Source organism: Marinobacter sp. UBA2688 (genome assembly GCF_002352785.1).
Classification (GTDB): Bacteria; Pseudomonadota; Gammaproteobacteria; order Pseudomonadales; family Oleiphilaceae; genus Marinobacter; species Marinobacter salarius.
The window spans coordinates 190,765-207,324 of the sequence record NZ_DELU01000026.1 but is presented as its reverse complement, the minus strand read 5'-3'; the positions used below and the strand labels follow the sequence as shown (position 1 = coordinate 207,324).

General features: G+C 58.8%; 14 protein-coding genes. 5 read left to right on the top strand and 9 right to left on the bottom strand.

Annotated features, from left to right (window positions below):
- Positions 1-3: 3 nt before the first annotated feature.
- Positions 4-813 carry an ABC transporter ATP-binding protein gene (locus B3M52_RS16390; protein WP_036202733.1) on the top strand — a complete coding sequence of 270 codons (810 nt, stop codon included), beginning with the start codon at positions 4-6 and terminating at the stop codon, positions 811-813.
- Positions 810-2,612 (top strand): AMP-dependent synthetase/ligase, encoded by a 1,803-nt coding sequence (locus tag B3M52_RS16385; protein WP_036202736.1) that lies wholly within the window; start codon positions 810-812, stop codon positions 2,610-2,612. Before B3M52_RS16390 ends, B3M52_RS16385 begins: the two co-directional genes overlap by 4 nt.
- Here B3M52_RS16385 and B3M52_RS16380 read toward each other — a convergent pair.
- Positions 2,598-2,942 (bottom strand): DUF1127 domain-containing protein, encoded by a 345-nt coding sequence (locus tag B3M52_RS16380; RefSeq protein ID WP_051946521.1) that lies wholly within the window; start codon positions 2,940-2,942, stop codon positions 2,598-2,600. The two genes, B3M52_RS16385 and B3M52_RS16380, sit on opposite strands and share 15 nt — an antisense overlap.
- A gap of 116 nt (positions 2,943-3,058) precedes the next feature.
- Between B3M52_RS16380 and B3M52_RS16375 the strand changes: the two genes are divergently transcribed.
- The 3 genes from B3M52_RS16375 (at position 3,059) to B3M52_RS16365 (ending at position 6,103) form a co-directional block, all read left to right on the top strand.
- Positions 3,059-3,949, top strand: a complete 891-nt coding sequence (locus tag B3M52_RS16375) for a LysR family transcriptional regulator (protein ID WP_075195350.1) — start codon at positions 3,059-3,061, stop codon at positions 3,947-3,949.
- Between the two features lie 163 nt (positions 3,950-4,112).
- On the top strand, positions 4,113-5,420 hold the full coding sequence (locus tag B3M52_RS16370) for a methyl-accepting chemotaxis protein (RefSeq protein ID WP_075195349.1): 1,308 nt from the start codon (positions 4,113-4,115) through the stop codon (positions 5,418-5,420).
- An 80-nt stretch (positions 5,421-5,500) separates the two neighbouring features.
- Complete coding sequence (locus B3M52_RS16365) at positions 5,501-6,103, top strand: hypothetical protein (protein ID WP_075195348.1); 603 nt, start codon at positions 5,501-5,503, stop codon at positions 6,101-6,103.
- A gap of 41 nt (positions 6,104-6,144) precedes the next feature.
- Here the strand turns inward: B3M52_RS16365 and B3M52_RS16360 are convergent, their stop codons facing one another.
- From B3M52_RS16360 to B3M52_RS16325, 8 genes are all read right to left on the bottom strand, one after another.
- Positions 6,145-6,957, bottom strand: a complete 813-nt coding sequence (locus tag B3M52_RS16360) for a substrate-binding periplasmic protein (protein ID WP_075195347.1) — start codon at positions 6,955-6,957, stop codon at positions 6,145-6,147.
- A gap of 67 nt (positions 6,958-7,024) precedes the next feature.
- Positions 7,025-8,947 (bottom strand): methyl-accepting chemotaxis protein, encoded by a 1,923-nt coding sequence (locus B3M52_RS16355; RefSeq protein ID WP_075195346.1) that lies wholly within the window; start codon positions 8,945-8,947, stop codon positions 7,025-7,027.
- 48 nt (positions 8,948-8,995) lie between these two features.
- A complete protein-coding gene (locus tag B3M52_RS16350; protein ID WP_075195345.1) occupies positions 8,996-9,415 on the bottom strand; it encodes a GlcG/HbpS family heme-binding protein in 420 nt (139 codons plus the stop codon).
- 49 nt (positions 9,416-9,464) lie between these two features.
- A complete protein-coding gene (locus tag B3M52_RS16345; RefSeq protein ID WP_127402259.1) occupies positions 9,465-10,874 on the bottom strand; it encodes a uracil-xanthine permease family protein in 1,410 nt (469 codons plus the stop codon).
- A 70-nt stretch (positions 10,875-10,944) separates the two neighbouring features.
- Positions 10,945-12,300 (bottom strand): 8-oxoguanine deaminase, encoded by a 1,356-nt coding sequence (locus tag B3M52_RS16340; protein ID WP_075195344.1) that lies wholly within the window; start codon positions 12,298-12,300, stop codon positions 10,945-10,947.
- A gap of 172 nt (positions 12,301-12,472) precedes the next feature.
- On the bottom strand, positions 12,473-13,351 hold the full coding sequence (gene xdhC / locus B3M52_RS16335; protein WP_075195343.1) for a xanthine dehydrogenase accessory protein XdhC: 879 nt from the start codon (positions 13,349-13,351) through the stop codon (positions 12,473-12,475).
- Positions 13,336-15,702 carry a xanthine dehydrogenase molybdopterin binding subunit gene (gene xdhB, locus B3M52_RS16330; RefSeq protein ID WP_075195342.1) on the bottom strand — a complete coding sequence of 789 codons (2,367 nt, stop codon included), beginning with the start codon at positions 15,700-15,702 and terminating at the stop codon, positions 13,336-13,338. Before xdhB ends, xdhC begins: the two co-directional genes overlap by 16 nt.
- On the bottom strand, positions 15,695-16,504 hold the full coding sequence (locus B3M52_RS16325; protein WP_414673605.1) for an FAD binding domain-containing protein: 810 nt from the start codon (positions 16,502-16,504) through the stop codon (positions 15,695-15,697). Before B3M52_RS16325 ends, xdhB begins: the two co-directional genes overlap by 8 nt.
- Positions 16,505-16,560 lie beyond the last annotated feature (56 nt).

Genomic DNA, 16,560 nt, shown 5'->3' with positions numbered 1-16,560 from the left:
TGTATGGAAGCCTTACTGGAAATCGATAATATCGAGGTGGTCTACAACAAGTCGGTGCAGGTTCTTCGGGGCCTGTCGCTGCGGGTGCCGGAGGGCGCCATTGTGGCGCTCCTCGGTTCCAACGGTGCTGGCAAATCCACCACGCTGAAGAGTGTCTCCGGCCTGCTGACCCTGGAAGACGGGGAGGTGACCGCCGGGGAAGTACGTTTCCGGGGCAGGGATGTAAAAGGTACGCCTCCCGAAAAACTGGTGCGTAACGGACTCTTCCATGTCATGGAAGGCCGCCGTGTGTTTGAAGACCTCACGGTGGAGGAGAACCTGGTTGCCGCCACCTACGCCCTCAGTGGCAGCAAGCCCTCCCTGAGCGACAGCTACGAACTGGTCTATGACTATTTCCCGCGCCTCAGGGAACGTCGCAAGCAGTTGGCGGGTTACCTCTCTGGTGGCGAACAGCAGATGCTGGCTCTGGGCCGGGCGCTGATTGCCCAGCCGGACCTGATCATGCTTGATGAGCCGTCCCTGGGCCTGGCACCGCTGCTGGTGGAAGAGATTTTTACCATCGTGGCGCGGATCAACCGTGAACAGGGCACCGCGATTCTTCTGGTGGAGCAGAATGCGGCCGTGTCTCTGGCGATTGCCTCATACGGTTACATCATGGAGAACGGCAAGATCGTGATCGACGGCCCGGCGGATAAGCTTACGGCGAACGAGGACGTTCAGGAGTTCTATCTGGGTGTGGGCGGCAAGGAAGGTGAAGCCCGTAGTTACCGCGATATCAAGCACTATAAACGCCGTAAACGGTGGCTGTCATGACAACACCTTCCCTGCCTGATCTGACCCTGACCCAGATGCTGCGGGCCCATGCGCAAGAACGGCCGGATGCCCTGGCCCTGCGTCAGAAAGACTTTGGCATCTGGCAAGCCTATTCCTGGCGGGACTACTACAACCGCGCCCGGCATTTTGGTCTGGGGCTGCGCGCCATGGGGCTGGAGGAGGGTGGCCACGTGGCCATCATCTCGGAAAACCGGGTGGAATGGGTGATCGCCCAGATGGGTATTGGCATGGTGCGGGGCATCTGTGTTGGGGTGTACCCGACCAGTCCCTGGAATGAAGTGGCCTACGTTCTCGAACACAGCGATGCAAGCATTGTGGTGTGTGAGGATCAGGAGCAGACCGACAAGGTGCTGGAAGCCTGGCCCCAACTGCCCCAATTGAAGCACACCATTGCCATTGATATGAAAGGCCTTCGCTACTATCCAGAGCCCCCGGCGGCGTTCGAGGACATTGAGGCCAGAGGCCGGGAGTATGAAAAAGACCATCCCGGACTGGTGGATGAATTGCTGGATGGCCAGCGGATGGATGACACCGCCCTGATGATCTACACCTCCGGTTCCACCGGACGGCCGAAGGGCGCGATGATCAGTTGGGGCAATCTTCACGCTGCCGCTCCCGGTCTTATTGAATTGCTGCAGGCGGACGATCGCGGTTCTAGCCTTTCCTACCTGCCGCTGTGCCATGTGGCGGAGCAGGCGGTAACCAACATTGCGCCGGTTTACGCAGGCAGCTCCGTCAGCTTTGGCGAGAGCCTGCGGACCGTTCAGGAGGATTTGCGGGAAATTGCGCCGACCTTTTTCCTGGGCGTGCCCAGAATCTGGGAGAAGCTGCACTCCGCCATCTATATCAAGGTCCAGGAAACAGGGCGTTTCCGCCGGGCATTGTTCGATTGGGCCATCCGCGCGTGTTCGCCTATGGCGACCAAATCTCGGGCGCAGTGGAGCCTGAAAGAAAAAGGCCTGTACAGCCTCAGTTACTGGCTGGTGTTCCGGGCCCTGCAGAATTTCATTGGCCTGCGCCGATGTACCATCGCGATGACCGGAGCGGCCCCCATTTCCACCGGGATTCTGGAATTCTTCCGGACCATTGGTGTTCCGCTGCTGGAAGTCTATGGCCAGACGGAAAGTACCGGCGTGGCAACCGCACAGCCGGTGGATGACGTGAAGCTGGGAACCGTGGGTGTCGCGATCGCCGGCGTTGAGGTCAAACTCGGTGATCAGAACGAGATCATTATGCGCGGTGGCAGCATGTTCAAGGGCTACTACAAGAGCGACGCGGCGACTGCTTCTACCCTGAAAGACGGCTGGCTGCATACCGGCGACGTAGGCGAGTGGCGGAATGGCCAGCTCAAGATTGTCGACCGGCTGAAAGACATCATGATCACCGCCGGCGGCAAGAACCTGTCGCCGACGGAGATTGAGAACACCATCAAGGCCAGCCCCTATATCAAGGAATGCATTGTGATCGGTGAGGCCCGGAAATACGTTTCCGCCCTGATACAGATCGATTTTGACACGGTGGCCAAGTGGGCCGAACAGCAACGGATTGCCTATACCACCTTCCGCAGCCTGACAGAACAGGCGCAGGTGAATGAACTGATCCAGGCCGAGGTGAGCAGGGGTAATGATCAGTTACCCCAAGTGGCACAGATCAAGCGTTTCCACCTGCTCACCAAAGAGCTCGACCATGACGACGATGAAGTGACAGCCACCATGAAGGTGCGCAGAAGCAACATCTATGAGAAGTATACGGATGTGATCGAGTCACTTTACGTTTGAACAAACCCGCGCTCTGCGACATGCCTCCAGCGCCTTGAGGGCATCGACCTTCAGTGGGAGATTGAGCGCCCACTGAATATCCGTCCTCTCGAAGCCGATGTCCGCCAGCATCTCGTCATCTTCCTTCAGCAAAGGCAGGAACAGGCGACGAAAATGGTGCCTGCGCCGGAAGATTCTGACCCAGAACTCAACCGTTGCCATGAACGCCAGTGGCGGGGTGGCCGGCATGTAAAGCTCCAGCTCCGGGGGCTTGGCGGGGGCGTCTGGACGAAGCTGGGGGCGGCGAAAATCCTGATAATGGCTCATCGTTTCAATCTCCAGTTCAGTCATCAGTATGGGTGCCCTCGCGTGTTTGCGGGGGCATGGTTATCAGCATGCAACGTCACCTTTGATCAAACAAACGAAAAGATTTAACATCTGAGTTAAGAAAAATTGAAAGGTGGCTTATGAACAGTACCGAACTTGCGCCTAACCGCGAGGTTGGCCCGCTACTGGATACCGACGTATTGAGAACCTTCGTGGCCATTGCCGAGAGCGGAAGCTTTACCCGGGCCGCGAAGCAGGTTTTTCGCACCCCTTCGGCCCTGAGCATGCAGATCAAACGGCTTGAGGAAATTCTCGGTCATGTCCTTTTTGTGCGCGAAGCCCGTCGCGTCCGGCTGACGCCCGAGGGAGAAGTGCTACTGGGGTATGGCCGGCGACTGCTGCGATTGAACGAGGAGGCTATCCGGCAGTTCCTCTCTCCCGTTTTGGAAGGCCGGGTCAGTTTGGGCACTTCAGACGATGTGGGGAGCCGTATCCTGCCGGGCGTACTGGCGCAGTTCGCGCGCTCGTATCCGGCGGTTCAGGTGGATGTGGTGGTTGGCTCCAGTCAGCAGAACCTGGACCGGCTCGATGCGGGAGAGCTGGATATGGTGCTGGTCACCATTGGCAATGAGGGGCAGGAGCGACGCGGTGAAGTTGTACACACCGAACCGTTGGTGTGGGCCGGCCGCGAAGGGGGTGTCGCTGCCAACCGGTCACCCCTGCCGGTGGCGCTTGCCAGCCATGGTTGCGTATGGCGCCGGGCCGCGCTGACGGCCCTGGATGACGCCCATATTTCCTATCGGGTTGCCTACACCTGCGATAATTGCTTCGGCCAGGAAGCGGCGATGTTGTCGGACCTGGCGGTTGCACCGTTCCCCGTCAGCCTGGTGCGCCCGCCGCTACGAAAACTCGACCGGGAAGGGCTGCCGGCGCTGGCGGAGTATCAGATCGCACTCGTGCGAAGTGGCAGCAATCCGGTCAACGATGCGCTGGCGGGGCATGTGAAGGATGCGTTTCTGGATTGGAGGTGATCTCCGGAGATCTCTTGGTCTCAAGATGGTCATATCGCTAAACATGTAATGTAATTGTTTCTTACAGTTCGTTGCCTTAACTGTACCTTAAGCTACTTATTTCCCCGATGGGTTGAGCATATATTGAGCAATGTGCTGCTTCATCCATCAGGGAGAGAATGTCATGTTTGGGCGCCATCGTATTGCGGAATTGACGGATCAGTTAACGGTCTCCAGGGGCGAACAGGAGAGGATTCAGCAAACCCTGAATGCCATTGCCTCCCAGATCGGGTATATCGAGTTCAGCCCTTCGGGAATTGTAGAGTCTGCCAATGATATCCTGCTATCCATTGTCGGGTACGAGCGCCAGGAGGTCATTGGCAAGCACCACCGGGCGCTGTGTGACTCAAGCTATACGGCGTCGTTGGAATACCAGCACTTCTGGGAGGATCTCGGGCGCGGTATCAAGAAACAGGGCACATTCCCCCGCTTTGCCAAGGATGGTCGGCGTGTCTGGCTGGAGGCCACCTATTTCCCCGTCACCGATGAGGACGGGAAAGTCTTCAAGGTCATCAAACTGGCAACAGACGCGACTGCCGCCCAGGACAAAGTGGCGGATGATACCGCCATGCTTGATGCCCTCGACCGCTACATGGCTGTCATCAAGTTCACGCCCGACGGCACGATACTGGAGGCCAACGAGAACTTCCTGGCCACCACCGGCTACGCCAAGGACGAGATCATCCATCAGCACCACAGGATGTTCTGCTTTGATGATTTCTATCGCGATAACCCTGACTTCTGGAAGCGGTTGGCCCGTGGTGAGAGTTTTTCAGGGCAGTTTGAGCGCAGGGACAGGAGCGGCAAGAGTATCTGGCTGGAAGCCACCTACAGCCCTGTGTTGGATGCTGGCGGGCAGGTATACAAGGTGATCAAATTCGCCTCGGACATTACCGCGCGGGTGAACAACGCCCGCGAGGCAGCCGACGTGGCTGCCGCCACTTCCGAGGAAACCTCACAGATTGCGGCTGAAGCTACCCGTGCCCTCAACCTTGCGGTGGAAACCTCGGCGTCGGCTCTGGCTGAGGTGGCCAGCGCCACGGAGGTAAGCCGGGATCTGGAAACCCAGGCCGAGCAGATTGGCAGTATTGTCAGCACCATTCGCTCTGTGGCTGAGCAGACCAACCTGTTGGCCCTGAACGCTGCCATCGAAGCCGCCCGCGCCGGCGAAATGGGGCGGGGGTTCGCAGTGGTAGCCGACGAGGTACGTAAACTGGCTGCAAAGACCGCTGAATCCCTGGAAGAAATTTCCACGGTAGTGGGCAAGAACAGCCACTTGATCGAGTCCCTGCGCGCGAACATGGACGGGGTATCGACGCTGTCACGTCGCAGTTCGGATGAAATATCGGGTATTGCTACCGGCATTCAGCAGGTGGAGAAGGGTATGACGGATCTGGCGGCTGTGGTGGCGCGGTTAAGTAGCGAGGGGTGATCTGTTTCGGAGATGGGGTTGAAATCCTGGTGTATCGACAGAACGTGTAAGCGCATAAGTCGGCTGAACCAGGAGAGCAAATGGAATACATAAGCCCCATCAGCAGCGCCGTCATGGCGGTTATCTGGATCGTCTATTTTCAGTTGTTCCTGATCCAGTATCAGCGTAATAACCGCCCCTATATGGTTATTCACCATGCCCAGAACGAGAACCCGGACGCCCTGTGTCTGCTGGTGAATATGGGCAAGGAAACCATCCATGTGCAGTGTGTGCAGGTGGTGCTGAAAACCCGTAGCGGTGAGGAGAGAACCCTGACCGTTACCGAGTATCGCCGGGTTGGGGCAGACGACAGCAATGTACACCAGGTATTGCGGCAGGGGCCGTTGCAGCCCGGCGGGTACCTGGTGTTGGGTTCATTTCGCAACATTATCCTGGGGCGCCGAAGTGACGATAGCGACAGTGACAGCGACTACCTGTTCGAGGATGTGACTGCTGTAGAAATTCGGGCCGCAGTGGTTCACGGCCCCAGCCGCTATGCCGTGGGTGTACGCCGGCGTTTCTGGCTAAGACATGACGGTGCATCGGAAATTTTCCCCCGCGATATCCACAGTGAACAGCTCAACCGCAGGCGTCACCGGCATGAAGTGCGCCGTTGGCTGGAAACGGAGCTGTGCCCTCAGTAGCCGTGATCAGTTCGGGCCAGAATACGGCGAGAGGGTCAGTGTCACTGAGTGTTTTTCGCCTTTTGCCGTTTGAGAAAGTCCACTTTCCATTGCTCCATGCCAAAGTACTCGGTGCCAATGTTGGCCTCTACCCGATGCTTGGCCTTGATCGCCGCGACCTGTTCGTGGCGCTCCTCAAGAAAACTGTCGAAGCGTGGCAGCAAATCCCCATGCCTGATCGTTGAAAGCCGGTAGGCGCTTCGGGTATGCGGGAGATTGGGGTCGAACACGAGAACGCCCGGCCTTACCCGAACATTGTTGATATGGTGCAGGGCGACCACCACATTGTAGTAAGCGCCATCGCTGTTCTTCAGCAACGCCTGGTGAATCATTTCGGGCAGGCTGTCGCTGGGTACGGGGAGTATCTGTGAGGCCTCGATCTTTTCCTCGTATCCCCGGGCCGTCCAGCCATCGACAAGGCCGATGCGTTTGAGGTGGTCCCCGTCCAGGCCGAGTCGCCGCGGAGACACCAGAACGCCGTCAACATACTCCACGATGGGGCGGCTGTAGCTGATCCTGTCCTCGGTTTTTGCCGCACGGGCCCAGTCGGGATGATCCGGGTATTTGAAGTCCACCTCGCCTTCAACGAGGGCCGGCATCAATTCATCGACCGGCAAGGGTTTGTAGATGAAGGTTACGCCGGCATGTTCGGCGAAAAGGTCCAGTAGTTCACGGGCGAAGCCGCTGTATTGGCCTTGTTCGTCAACCCCGTAATGGGGCAGGAAGTTTCCCTGTTCCACTCCAACCACGTATGTCTGCGCAGTTGCCTGGGCGGTCAAGGCAAACAGCAGGCAGGCGGCGAATATCTGTTTCACTGATGGCTCCCTCTAGTTAGTCGTTGTTGGATGAGCTGTATAGCGCCCGAATCTTTTCTTCATTAAGTCAGTCTTCACGGTCGAGCCGGAACGCTTTCATTTGAGCTTCAAGCTTTTCCGCCATCGCACGTAATTCTTCAATTTCACGGCTGGCTGCCGTCATGTCCTCACTCGAACGTGCACTGAGATGAGAGATGTCCTGAACGTTTGAGCTGATTTCCTCGGTGACGGAGCTCTGTTCTTCGGTTGCTGCAGCCACCTGGTGGCTCATCTCTACAATCCGGTCCACGTTTTCGCCGATTCCATCCAGAGCTTTGCCCATGCTGGCGGAGGTACTGACGGTTTCTTCGGTGGCTTTCTCGCTTGTGGCCATCGTCTCGACCGCACGCTCGGAGCCCTCCTGCAAACGCTCGATAATGGTTCGAATTTGCTTGGTCGATGATTGTGTCTTCTGTGCAAGGCTGCGAACTTCGTCAGCGACCACCGAGAATCCACGCCCATGTTCACCGGCCCGGGCTGCTTCTATGGCTGCGTTCAAGGCCAGTAGATTGGTCTGATCGGATATGGCATTGATCACTTCGATCACCTGGCCAATATCCCGCGCTTCGGTAGCCAACTGCTGGATCGCCGAGGCCGATTCGCGGATGTTACTCGCCATTCCCTCGACTTGGGCGATGGAACGCGACATGCCTTCACGAATGTCACTGGCGCTGTTGCCGACCTGCTCCAGCTGGTTTGCCGTTTCCGTAGCGCTTTTGGCAATCTCCTGAACCGTGGCTTCCATCTCGCACACCGCCGTGGCGACGGAATCCGTCAGGCTGCTTTGTTCCTTGGCTCGGTCGGTGTTGGCCGTCATCACGGTGGAGGTTTGCTCGACAAATGCCTTGAGCCGGATTGCCGTCTCCAGAAGCCCCCGAACCATCTCTCGTTGTGCCCCGACAAACTGGTTAAACCCGGTCGCCAATTGGCCCAGCTCGTCTTTGCGTTCAACCGCCAGTTCCTGGGTGAGATCGCCGCCACCCTTGGCAATTTCGGTCAACGCCCGAGTGATTTTCGTCAGTGGCTTCGTCATGCGAGTGGCGACCAAAGCTATGATGCCGAGGAAAACAAGAGCCACGAGGACGCCGACGAGCAAGGAGGTCTGGTTGGCCCGGCTGGCTTCGCCGTAAATCTCGGTAGACGGAACCTCTACAACGACACGCCAGTCCGTGATCGACAGAGGCAGGCTGGCGGCGATGAAGCGACGGCCATCTCGATCAAACTCGGTCAGGTGGTATGTCGGGTCTTTCAACAGTTCGGCGGCCGCCGTTGGAGAAATAACCTTCGATAGGGGCTGATCTGTTTGCTGCAGGTCAGGATGAATGTTGACCTGGCCGGTTTCAGACACCAGGTAAACGATACCGGTTTCACCAAAGCGGAATTCCCTGATTCGCTCCGCCATCTGATCAAGCCCGATTCCAACGCCGGTTACTGCGATAGCCTCGCCGCCATCCTCCATGCGGGCATTGATGAAGAGGGTGGGTTTACCCGTTGCTTTGTCCACGTCCAGCGACAGATCCATGGTCTCGCCGCTTTCCAGGAAATTATAGAACCAGCGGTCCGCCTGGGGAGTCACCACCCTGTCGATGCCCTGATGGGTGTAGTAGTTGCCCGTGTTTACCGACACGAAGTGTGCGGAGGCGGCCTCCTGGCTGCGCCTGACCCCCTCGAGATACCGGGTGGCGGGGGCGAGCCCCTGCTGTGGTTCGTTGTCACCGATCCACTCTTTGAGGTAGCTGTTCCCCGCAATCAGCCGTGACGCTGTGATAGGCGCCTGGAGGTCACGCTCAACGGAATTTGCTATGGCCTCCAGGCTGGATGGCAGGGCGGAGTTGAGCAGGTATCGATCAAGAAGCCCGCGCATCTGGACGATATTAAGGGAAACCAACAGCAACGTGCTGGCAAGCAGTGCTGCCCCCATTCCGATGATTAGCTTTAGGCGAATGCTCATGGATACTCCAGTGCGATGGCTTCAGTGGTTAATGGGGCAATCCACTTTTCAAAGGCGATTCACGGATGAGGTGATCGCCTCAATGCCAGCCTTGGCTATCCGCACATCCTGATCGGGTTTGACGCCGGAGACTCCCACGCTTCCGGCCACCTGATCGTCCAGGATCACCGGCACGCCGCCGGCGAGAAGCCCCTGGAGCGGTGCTGAAAGAAAAGCATGTCGCCCATTGTTGATCATGTCTTCGAAAATCTGTGTCTCTTTTCGACCCATGGCGGCGCTACGGGCCTTTTCCATGGCGACATGCGCGGTGAATGGCGCCGTTGCGTCCAGCCGACGCAGCCCCAGGACATGGCCGCCATCGTCCGCTACCGCGATGGTCACCGGCCAGCCGTTGGCGTCGGCCTCTTTCTGAGCCGCGTCGAGAATCAGATTGACGTCTGTTAAGCCTAGCACTGGTTTTGTTTTCATCGAGTTATCCTTGGTTTATCGCTGGGAAACATGGCCGTTCGGCCCTCAATCACCCAGATATTCGAAGTGAGTCCGGCCTCATTGCCGTGCTCTTGGAGCTTTCAGGGCATTCAGAGCTATCGGGCACCGGGTTTGGGATTTTGGGAAGAATAAGGTTCAACGCGATGGCGGTAATGGCCCCGGGGATCAAACCGGATTCGATCATCGCTTGCAGGTTTTCGGACAGGTTGGCATAGAGCCCTTCTTGTGCCGGCAAACCCACCGCGATGGTCAGAGAGGTGCCAATGATCAGCATGTTGCGCTTGTCGAACGGCACCTGGCTGAGCATCTTAATGCCGGCACTGGCGATCATACCGAACATCAGCAGTACCGCACCGCCGAGCACCGCGTTGGGAATACTGGAAACGAGACCACCGAGCTTTGGCAGCAGGCCGGCCAACACCAAGAATCCGCCGCCAATCGCCACCACATAGCGGCTAACGACGCCTGTCAATGCAACCATGCCTACGTTCTGGCTGAAACTGATCTGGGGGAACGCATTGAAAACAGCAGCAAATACGCTCGCGATGCCATCGGCCATAACGCCGCCGGAGAGTTCCTTCTTGGTGGGTTCACGGTTCAGCCCGCCTGCGGTGGTGCCCACTATATCGCCGATGGATTCGGCCACGGTGACCAGAGACAGCACCACCACGGGGATGATGGCGGCCATATGGAACTCAATACCAATGCCCAGCGGGGTGGGGAACGTCACCCAGTCGGCATCGCCCACCTTGGAGAAATCGACATAGCCAAAAGCCGCGGCAGCAACGAAGCCAACCAGCAAACCGGCCAGTGGGGCAACTTCACTCCAGATACCTCGGCCGAACTGGTGAAGCCCCACGGTGACGACGAGAACAAGCGAGGCCAGTCCGATGTGATGGGGGGCGCCGAAATCCGACACGCCGAAACCACCACCGGCGTAGGCAAGACCAACGGGCATCAACAGAATGCCCAGCATCACGACAAAGGTTCCAGTCACCACTGGCGGGAACAAAAACCGGAACCAGGGAAGAAACAACCCCATTAGCGCCATCGCGACGCCACCGCACAACGCTGCCCCAAGGGCGGCGGGCAACCCCATGCCGATGGCTATGGGAATCAGAACCGGTACGAATCCGAAGCTGGTCCCCATAACAATAGGAAGGCGAGCACCGATGGGCCCCAGGCCCAGGGACTGCAACAGAGTAGCGATGCCAGCGACAAACATCGCGGCCTGAACCATAAAAGCCGTCTGATCGGGAGGCAGGTCCGCCGCCCCGGCGATGATGATTGGCACGGTCACGTTGCTAACGAACATCGCCAGAACATGTTGAATGCCCAGCGGTATCGCGCGGCGCAAGGGCGGCATGGAATTAACGTCGCGGGTGCTATAACGGTCACCTGGACCGGTATCTGGCCGTTCGGATGTACTTGTTGTCATGAGTCTCTCCTAGGTGTTGTTTTTGTAGGAATGCCTGACTGTTGACTACCAATAGCTCTACAAAGATTTTCTAAATAGCTCTCCTTAGTTGGCGGGCTGCTTCATCATGGCGTGCCATCAACGCGTCAAGATCGACGTCGCAGGGCAGGCCGCCGGTCACTCTCCAGCGCCCGGCGACCATGACCCGGTCAGCGCGTTGTGCACCACACAGCAGCAACGCCGCCAGTGGATTCTCCGCGCCTGAGAAACGCGGCTCATCAAGTTTGAACAGTGCCAGGTCAGCCTGCTGGCCTGGCTCCAGTCCGCCGATATCGGTTCGTCCCAGACAACGGGCCGAGCCTTGCGTTGCCCAGCGGATGACGGCTTCGTGTGTTACCTGGCTTGGCGAGTAACGCAGGCGGCCCAGAAGCAGTGCCTGACGCATTTCCGAGGCAAGGTTCGAGTGGTCGCTCGACGCTGATCCATCGACCGCCAATCCGACCGGTGAGCCCGCCGCTTCGAGTTCCAGGGTCCGGCACAGCCCTGAGCCCAGAACCATGTTTGACGAGGGACAGTGAGCGATGCCCGTGCCTGCACGGCCAAGGCGCTGAATCTCGTCGTCATTGAAATGAATGCCATGGGCCAGCCACGTGCGATCGGTGAGCCAGCCACTGTCCTCGAGATAATCCAGCGGGCGCATGCCAAACAGCTTCTGGCAGTAAGCGGTCTCATCTTCGGTTTCGGCAAGATGGGTGTGGAGGCGAACGTCGTTGTTCTCTGCAAGCCGCGCGCTCTCGCGCATTAATGCCCGGCTGACTGAAAACGGTGAACAAGGCGCCAGGGCGATGGTGGTCATGGCCCCTTCAGCACGCTGGTGGTAACGGTCGATAAGACGCTGGCTGTCATCGACAATGGTTTGCTCGTCCTGCACCACGGTCTGTGGCGGCAGACCGCCATCGTCGCGCCCGACGCTCATGGACCCGCGAGTCAGTGCCGCTCGAACGCCGAGGCGCTGGGCGGTTTCGACCTGGCAGTCAATCGCGTTTACCAAGGCACCGGAAAAGACGTAATGATGGTCCGCTACGGTGGTGCATCCCGACATCAGCAGCTCGACCATCGCCAACTCGCTGGCCAGGGCCATCTGGCTGTCGTTGAGATTGGCCCAGACATCGTAAAGCGTGGTCAGCCAGGGAAATAACTCTTTATTGAGCGCGGGGGAATAGGCTCGGGTCAGGGTTTGGTAGAAGTGATGGTGGGTATTTACCAAGCCGGGTAACAGGACATGCCCGGAAGCATCGAAGGTCTCGTTAACGGGCTGGTGAGGTTGCTGCCCCCCGGCCACTTTTTCCACAATTCTTGTTCCCGTGACGACAATACCGCCGGCTGCGCCTGGGTCAGAACAGGCAAGCGGATTGCGAATCCATAATCTGTGGTCTGTTTCGGTCATTCCTACAGCTCTTTGTTGTATACATTATGACCGACAACTTCGTACAAATATGTATTACTTGTCAAGAAAAATTGTGAGCAAATTGAACTTTTAATGACAGGGTATTTACCGGGCCAGCGCTCAAACGGGCGCCGGCCCGGGGATTAGCAGCGATGTCAGGTTGTCTGCTGGGTTACGTTTTCTGGCCCGCGACTTCAACCTCGTTAGGCTTAACTTCTTTCGTAAGCGCTTTGAGAGCCCCCCAGGAGAGGCCTCGTTTTGATGGTTTCTCGGCCGTGTCGGAAGCGACCAGGCTAAGAAGCTCGGCGGAAATGGACACCGCGACTTCCATGGGCCGCTTACCCGGGATGTCACTGCGCCCGACGGGGCACCGGATGCGGTCGATATCGGCTTCGGTATACCCGCGGTGAGCAAGGCGTTGGCGAAAACGCTCCGCCTTGGTTTGCGAACCGATCAGGCCAATCGTGCGCACATCATCCCGTTTCAGCAGCGCCTGGCAGAGGTCATAATCCAGTGCGTGGTTGTGGGTCAGAATCAGTACATGGGCGTTGCTGCACAGTTCGGGAACGTCCCCAACCGGGTCGTCGGTGCAATGAACCGTGGTGTTGTCGGGCGTCCTGTCCGGAAAACATTCCTGCCGGGAGTCGACCCAGGTGATCTGCCAGGGCAAATCACCCACGATACGCATCAGGGCATGGCTGACGTGACCCGCACCAAAGACCACAAGGCGGGCATCGCCGCCGGACTGGGCCTCCAGCAGGACCGCCACGCTACCACCACAGCATTGTCCAAGGCTGGCACCCAGAGGGAAGTGCGCCAGCTCGTAGCTGTATTCGTGGTTTGCCAGGCGCTCGCGGGCGCGGGCGATCACCCGGTATTCCAGGTGGCCGCCGCCGATGGTGTCGTAGCTGTGTTCCCGGGTGACGACCATCTTACTGGCCGGCTCCCGTGGTACCGAGCCTGTTACGCCCAGTACCGTGACCAAAACATAGGGCTGACCGCGACGTTCGCAGTCAGCAACGGCTTGGATCCAGGTCAGGCGTTCTTGCATGACGGTTCCCCCTGCGCTGCTACCCAGCGCTCGGTTGCTGTGACAGCCTGGAGCACCCGCTCTGGTGTCGCAGGCGTGTCCAGGGGCGGGCTGTAGCGATAGTCCGCCACGCTCGAAACAGCGTCACGCAGGGCAGACCATACTGCCATGCCCAGCATGAGTGGCGGTTCGCCCACAGCCTTTGAGCGGAATACGGTGGCTTCCCGGTTGGGGCTGTGAGGCAGCAGGGCCACCCGGAAATCCGGTGGCGCGTCTGACACAGCCGGGATTTTGTAGGTCGCCGGGCCGTTGGACAACAGTCGGCCTTCGTCGCTGTATACCAACTCTTCGGTGGTGAGCCAGCCCATGCCCTGAACAAAGCCGCCTTCAATCTGGCCAATGTCCACGGCCGGATTCAGCGACTGCCCCACGTCGTGAAGGATGTCCACCCGCATGGTCTTGTACTCTCCGGTGAGGGTATCAACCACCACCTCTGCGCAGGCAGCCCCGTTGGCGTAATACAGGAAGGGCCGGCCTTGACCGGTTTCTCGGTCATAGTGAATCTTGGGTGTACTGTAGAACCCGTTGGAAGACAGCGAAACCCGCGCCATGTAAGCCTGCTGCACGAATTCCGCCCAGCCGAACTGCTGCTCACCGACATTGACCTGGTTGTTTTCAAACCGTACCGAGTCCGCGCTCACGCCGTAGGTTTCGGCGGCAAACTCGACCAGGCGCTGCTTGATTTTCTCGCAGGCATCCAGGGCAGCCATGCCGTTCAGGTCAGTGCCCGAGGAGGCAGCCGTTGGTGAGGTGTTGGGTACCTTGTCGGTCCGGGTCGCGGACACTTTTACCCGGTCCAGGTCTACCTGGAAGGCTGCGGCTACGACCTGGGCTACCTTGATGTAAAGCCCCTGGCCCATTTCGGTGCCGCCGTGATTGAGGTGAATGCTGCCATCGGTGTAAACGTGCACCAGTGCACCGGCCTGGTTGAGGTGTTTGGCCGTGAATGAAATGCCGAACTTCACCGGTGTCAGGGCCAAACCCCGTTTCAGGATTGAGTTTTCTTTGTTGAACCTGGAAATCTCGGTACGACGCTGACGGTAGTCCGAGCTGGCCTCGAGCGTGTCGATCAGGTCCGGTAAAACGTGCTGCTCGACGATTTGACCATAGTGGGTTACATCGCGGCCAGGTCCGTACAGGTTGCGCTTGCGCACATCCAGCGGGTCCATGCCGAGATGGCGGGCGATATCGTCCATTGCCCGCTCAATGATCATCATGCCCTGGGGGCCACCGAAGCCTCGGAAGGCGGTATTGGAAACCGTATGGGTTTTGCAGCGGTGGCCAACAACACGCGCCTGCCCCAGGCTATAGGCGTTGTCGGAATGAAACATGGCGCGGTCGACGATGGCATCGGACAGGTCGGGCGAAAAGCCACAGCGTCCAGCCACCATGATGTCGGCCCCCCGCAGCACACCCTCGTTGTCGAACCCAATGTCATAGGTGTTGAAAAAGTCGTGTCGCTTGCCCGTTTGTACCATGTCGTCGTAGCGCGCCATCCGGTATTTAACGGGCCGCCCGGTGCGTCGGGCAAGCAGGGCCGAGATACAGGCCAGCGGTGCGGCCTGGGTTTCCTTGCCGCCGAAGCCGCCACCCATGCGCCGTACTTCCACCTGGACTTCATGAATGGGGAGGTCAAGGACTTCGGCCACCAGCTTTTGCACCTCGGAGGGGTGCTGGCTGGAGGTATGAACAAACACGCCCGCGTCTTCGGTAGGCTCTACCAGGCACGCCTGTCCTTCCAGGTAGAAATGCTCCTGTCCGCCAACATGCATCTGGGCCTGTAGGCGATTCGGCGCTTCGGCAAGCGCTTTATCCGGGTCGCCCCTCAGCTGGGTATGACTGGGGCGCACGAACAACTGCTGATCAAGCGCGGCCTCCGCGGTCAACGCGGCAGGAAGGGGCTCATAGCTGACTTTCGCAAGTCGGGCCGCCTGGCGGGCCGCGCGATGACTCGTTGCCGCAACGGCAAACAGCGGCTGGCCCACATGTTCGACCACATCTCCGGCCAGAACCGGATCGCCAGGAAAGACCGGCCCGATGTCGGTATGGCCGGGCACGTCCTCGACGGTCATGACCGAAACCACGCCGGGGTAGGCCCAAACCTCGCTGAGATCCATGGCGGTGATACGGGCGTGGGCGTGCGTACTCTGGCCGACGGCCGCGTGCAGGAGTTCTGCGGGCTCGGGGAGGTCGTCTATATAGCGGGCCTGTCCACGAACGTGCTTCCAGGCACTGTCATGAAATGCCTGGGTGCCTGTCAGCCCTTTCGCCGTTGTGGTGGGCCGCGGAATATTGGGAGGTAGTTTACGCATAGTCAGTCACCATGAGGGGCTGGTTTGTTGTTGTGGTGTCTTGAGTGCTCTCCAAAAACGCGCGGCGCAGCAGGTTGCCGGCTACTTGCAAGCGATAGGCTGCGGACCCCCGCACGTCTGTCATGGGTTCAAATTCGAGTTCCAGTGCGGCAATGGCGGCCGCAACCGTGTCTGCATTCCAGGGCTGGCCTCGAAGCGCCGCTTCAGCACCACTGGCCCGCTTTGGCGTTGCCGCCATCCCGCCAAAGGCCAGTCGGCAGTCCTTGATGGTGTCGCCGTCGCGCTTGAGCCAAAAGGCACCCAGCACTGCCGAAATGTCGTCATCAATGCGCTTGGAGACTTTGTAGATGAACAGCTTTTCATCAGGTGCCGGGTTGGGGATCCAGGTGCCCCGAATGAATTCGTGAGGCTGGAGGTCGGTCTGCTTGTAGCCGTGGAAGAAGTCCTCAAGGCGCAGGCGCCGGGTGCCATCAACGCTGTCCAGGTCGAGCTCTGCGCCCAGTGCAATCAGTGCGGGCGGCATGTCGCCGATTGGCGAAGCGTTCCCGATATTGCCCCCAACAGTCCCGCGGTTGCGGATCTGGCGCGAACCCAGGCGCTCCAGCATCGGCCCGAAGTGTGGCCAACGCTCCTCGAGCTTATGGAACATGGCGCGGTAGGTCACTCCGGCTCCGAGATAGATCCCGTCTTCGTCCTCGTGGATCTCCTGTAGCTCCTTGATGCCACTCAGACCGATCAGGTGATCAAGGTCTTTGAGCTGCTGGGTGATTTCAAGGGACAGGTCGGTGCCGCCGGCAATCAACCTTGCCTTGGGAAACTGACGGCATAGTCCACGAAGCGCGTCCAGAGTGGCTGGGG

Coding starts and splice junctions, on each gene's coding strand:
- xdhB (WP_075195342.1), bottom strand. CDS start 15,702: ATGCGTAAACTACCTCCCAATATTCCGCGGCCCACCACAACGGCGAAA.
- B3M52_RS16345 (WP_127402259.1), bottom strand. CDS start 10,874: ATGACAACAAGTACATCCGAACGGCCAGATACCGGTCCAGGTGACCGT.
- B3M52_RS16370 (WP_075195349.1), top strand. CDS start 4,113: ATGTTTGGGCGCCATCGTATTGCGGAATTGACGGATCAGTTAACGGTC.
- B3M52_RS16385 (WP_036202736.1), top strand. CDS start 810: ATGACAACACCTTCCCTGCCTGATCTGACCCTGACCCAGATGCTGCGG.
- xdhC (WP_075195343.1), bottom strand. CDS start 13,351: ATGCAAGAACGCCTGACCTGGATCCAAGCCGTTGCTGACTGCGAACGT.
- B3M52_RS16390 (WP_036202733.1), top strand. CDS start 4: ATGGAAGCCTTACTGGAAATCGATAATATCGAGGTGGTCTACAACAAG.
- B3M52_RS16375 (WP_075195350.1), top strand. CDS start 3,059: ATGAACAGTACCGAACTTGCGCCTAACCGCGAGGTTGGCCCGCTACTG.
- B3M52_RS16355 (WP_075195346.1), bottom strand. CDS start 8,947: ATGAGCATTCGCCTAAAGCTAATCATCGGAATGGGGGCAGCACTGCTT.
- B3M52_RS16350 (WP_075195345.1), bottom strand. CDS start 9,415: ATGAAAACAAAACCAGTGCTAGGCTTAACAGACGTCAATCTGATTCTC.
- B3M52_RS16340 (WP_075195344.1), bottom strand. CDS start 12,300: ATGACCGAAACAGACCACAGATTATGGATTCGCAATCCGCTTGCCTGT.
- B3M52_RS16380 (WP_051946521.1), bottom strand. CDS start 2,942: ATGACTGAACTGGAGATTGAAACGATGAGCCATTATCAGGATTTTCGC.
- B3M52_RS16365 (WP_075195348.1), top strand. CDS start 5,501: ATGGAATACATAAGCCCCATCAGCAGCGCCGTCATGGCGGTTATCTGG.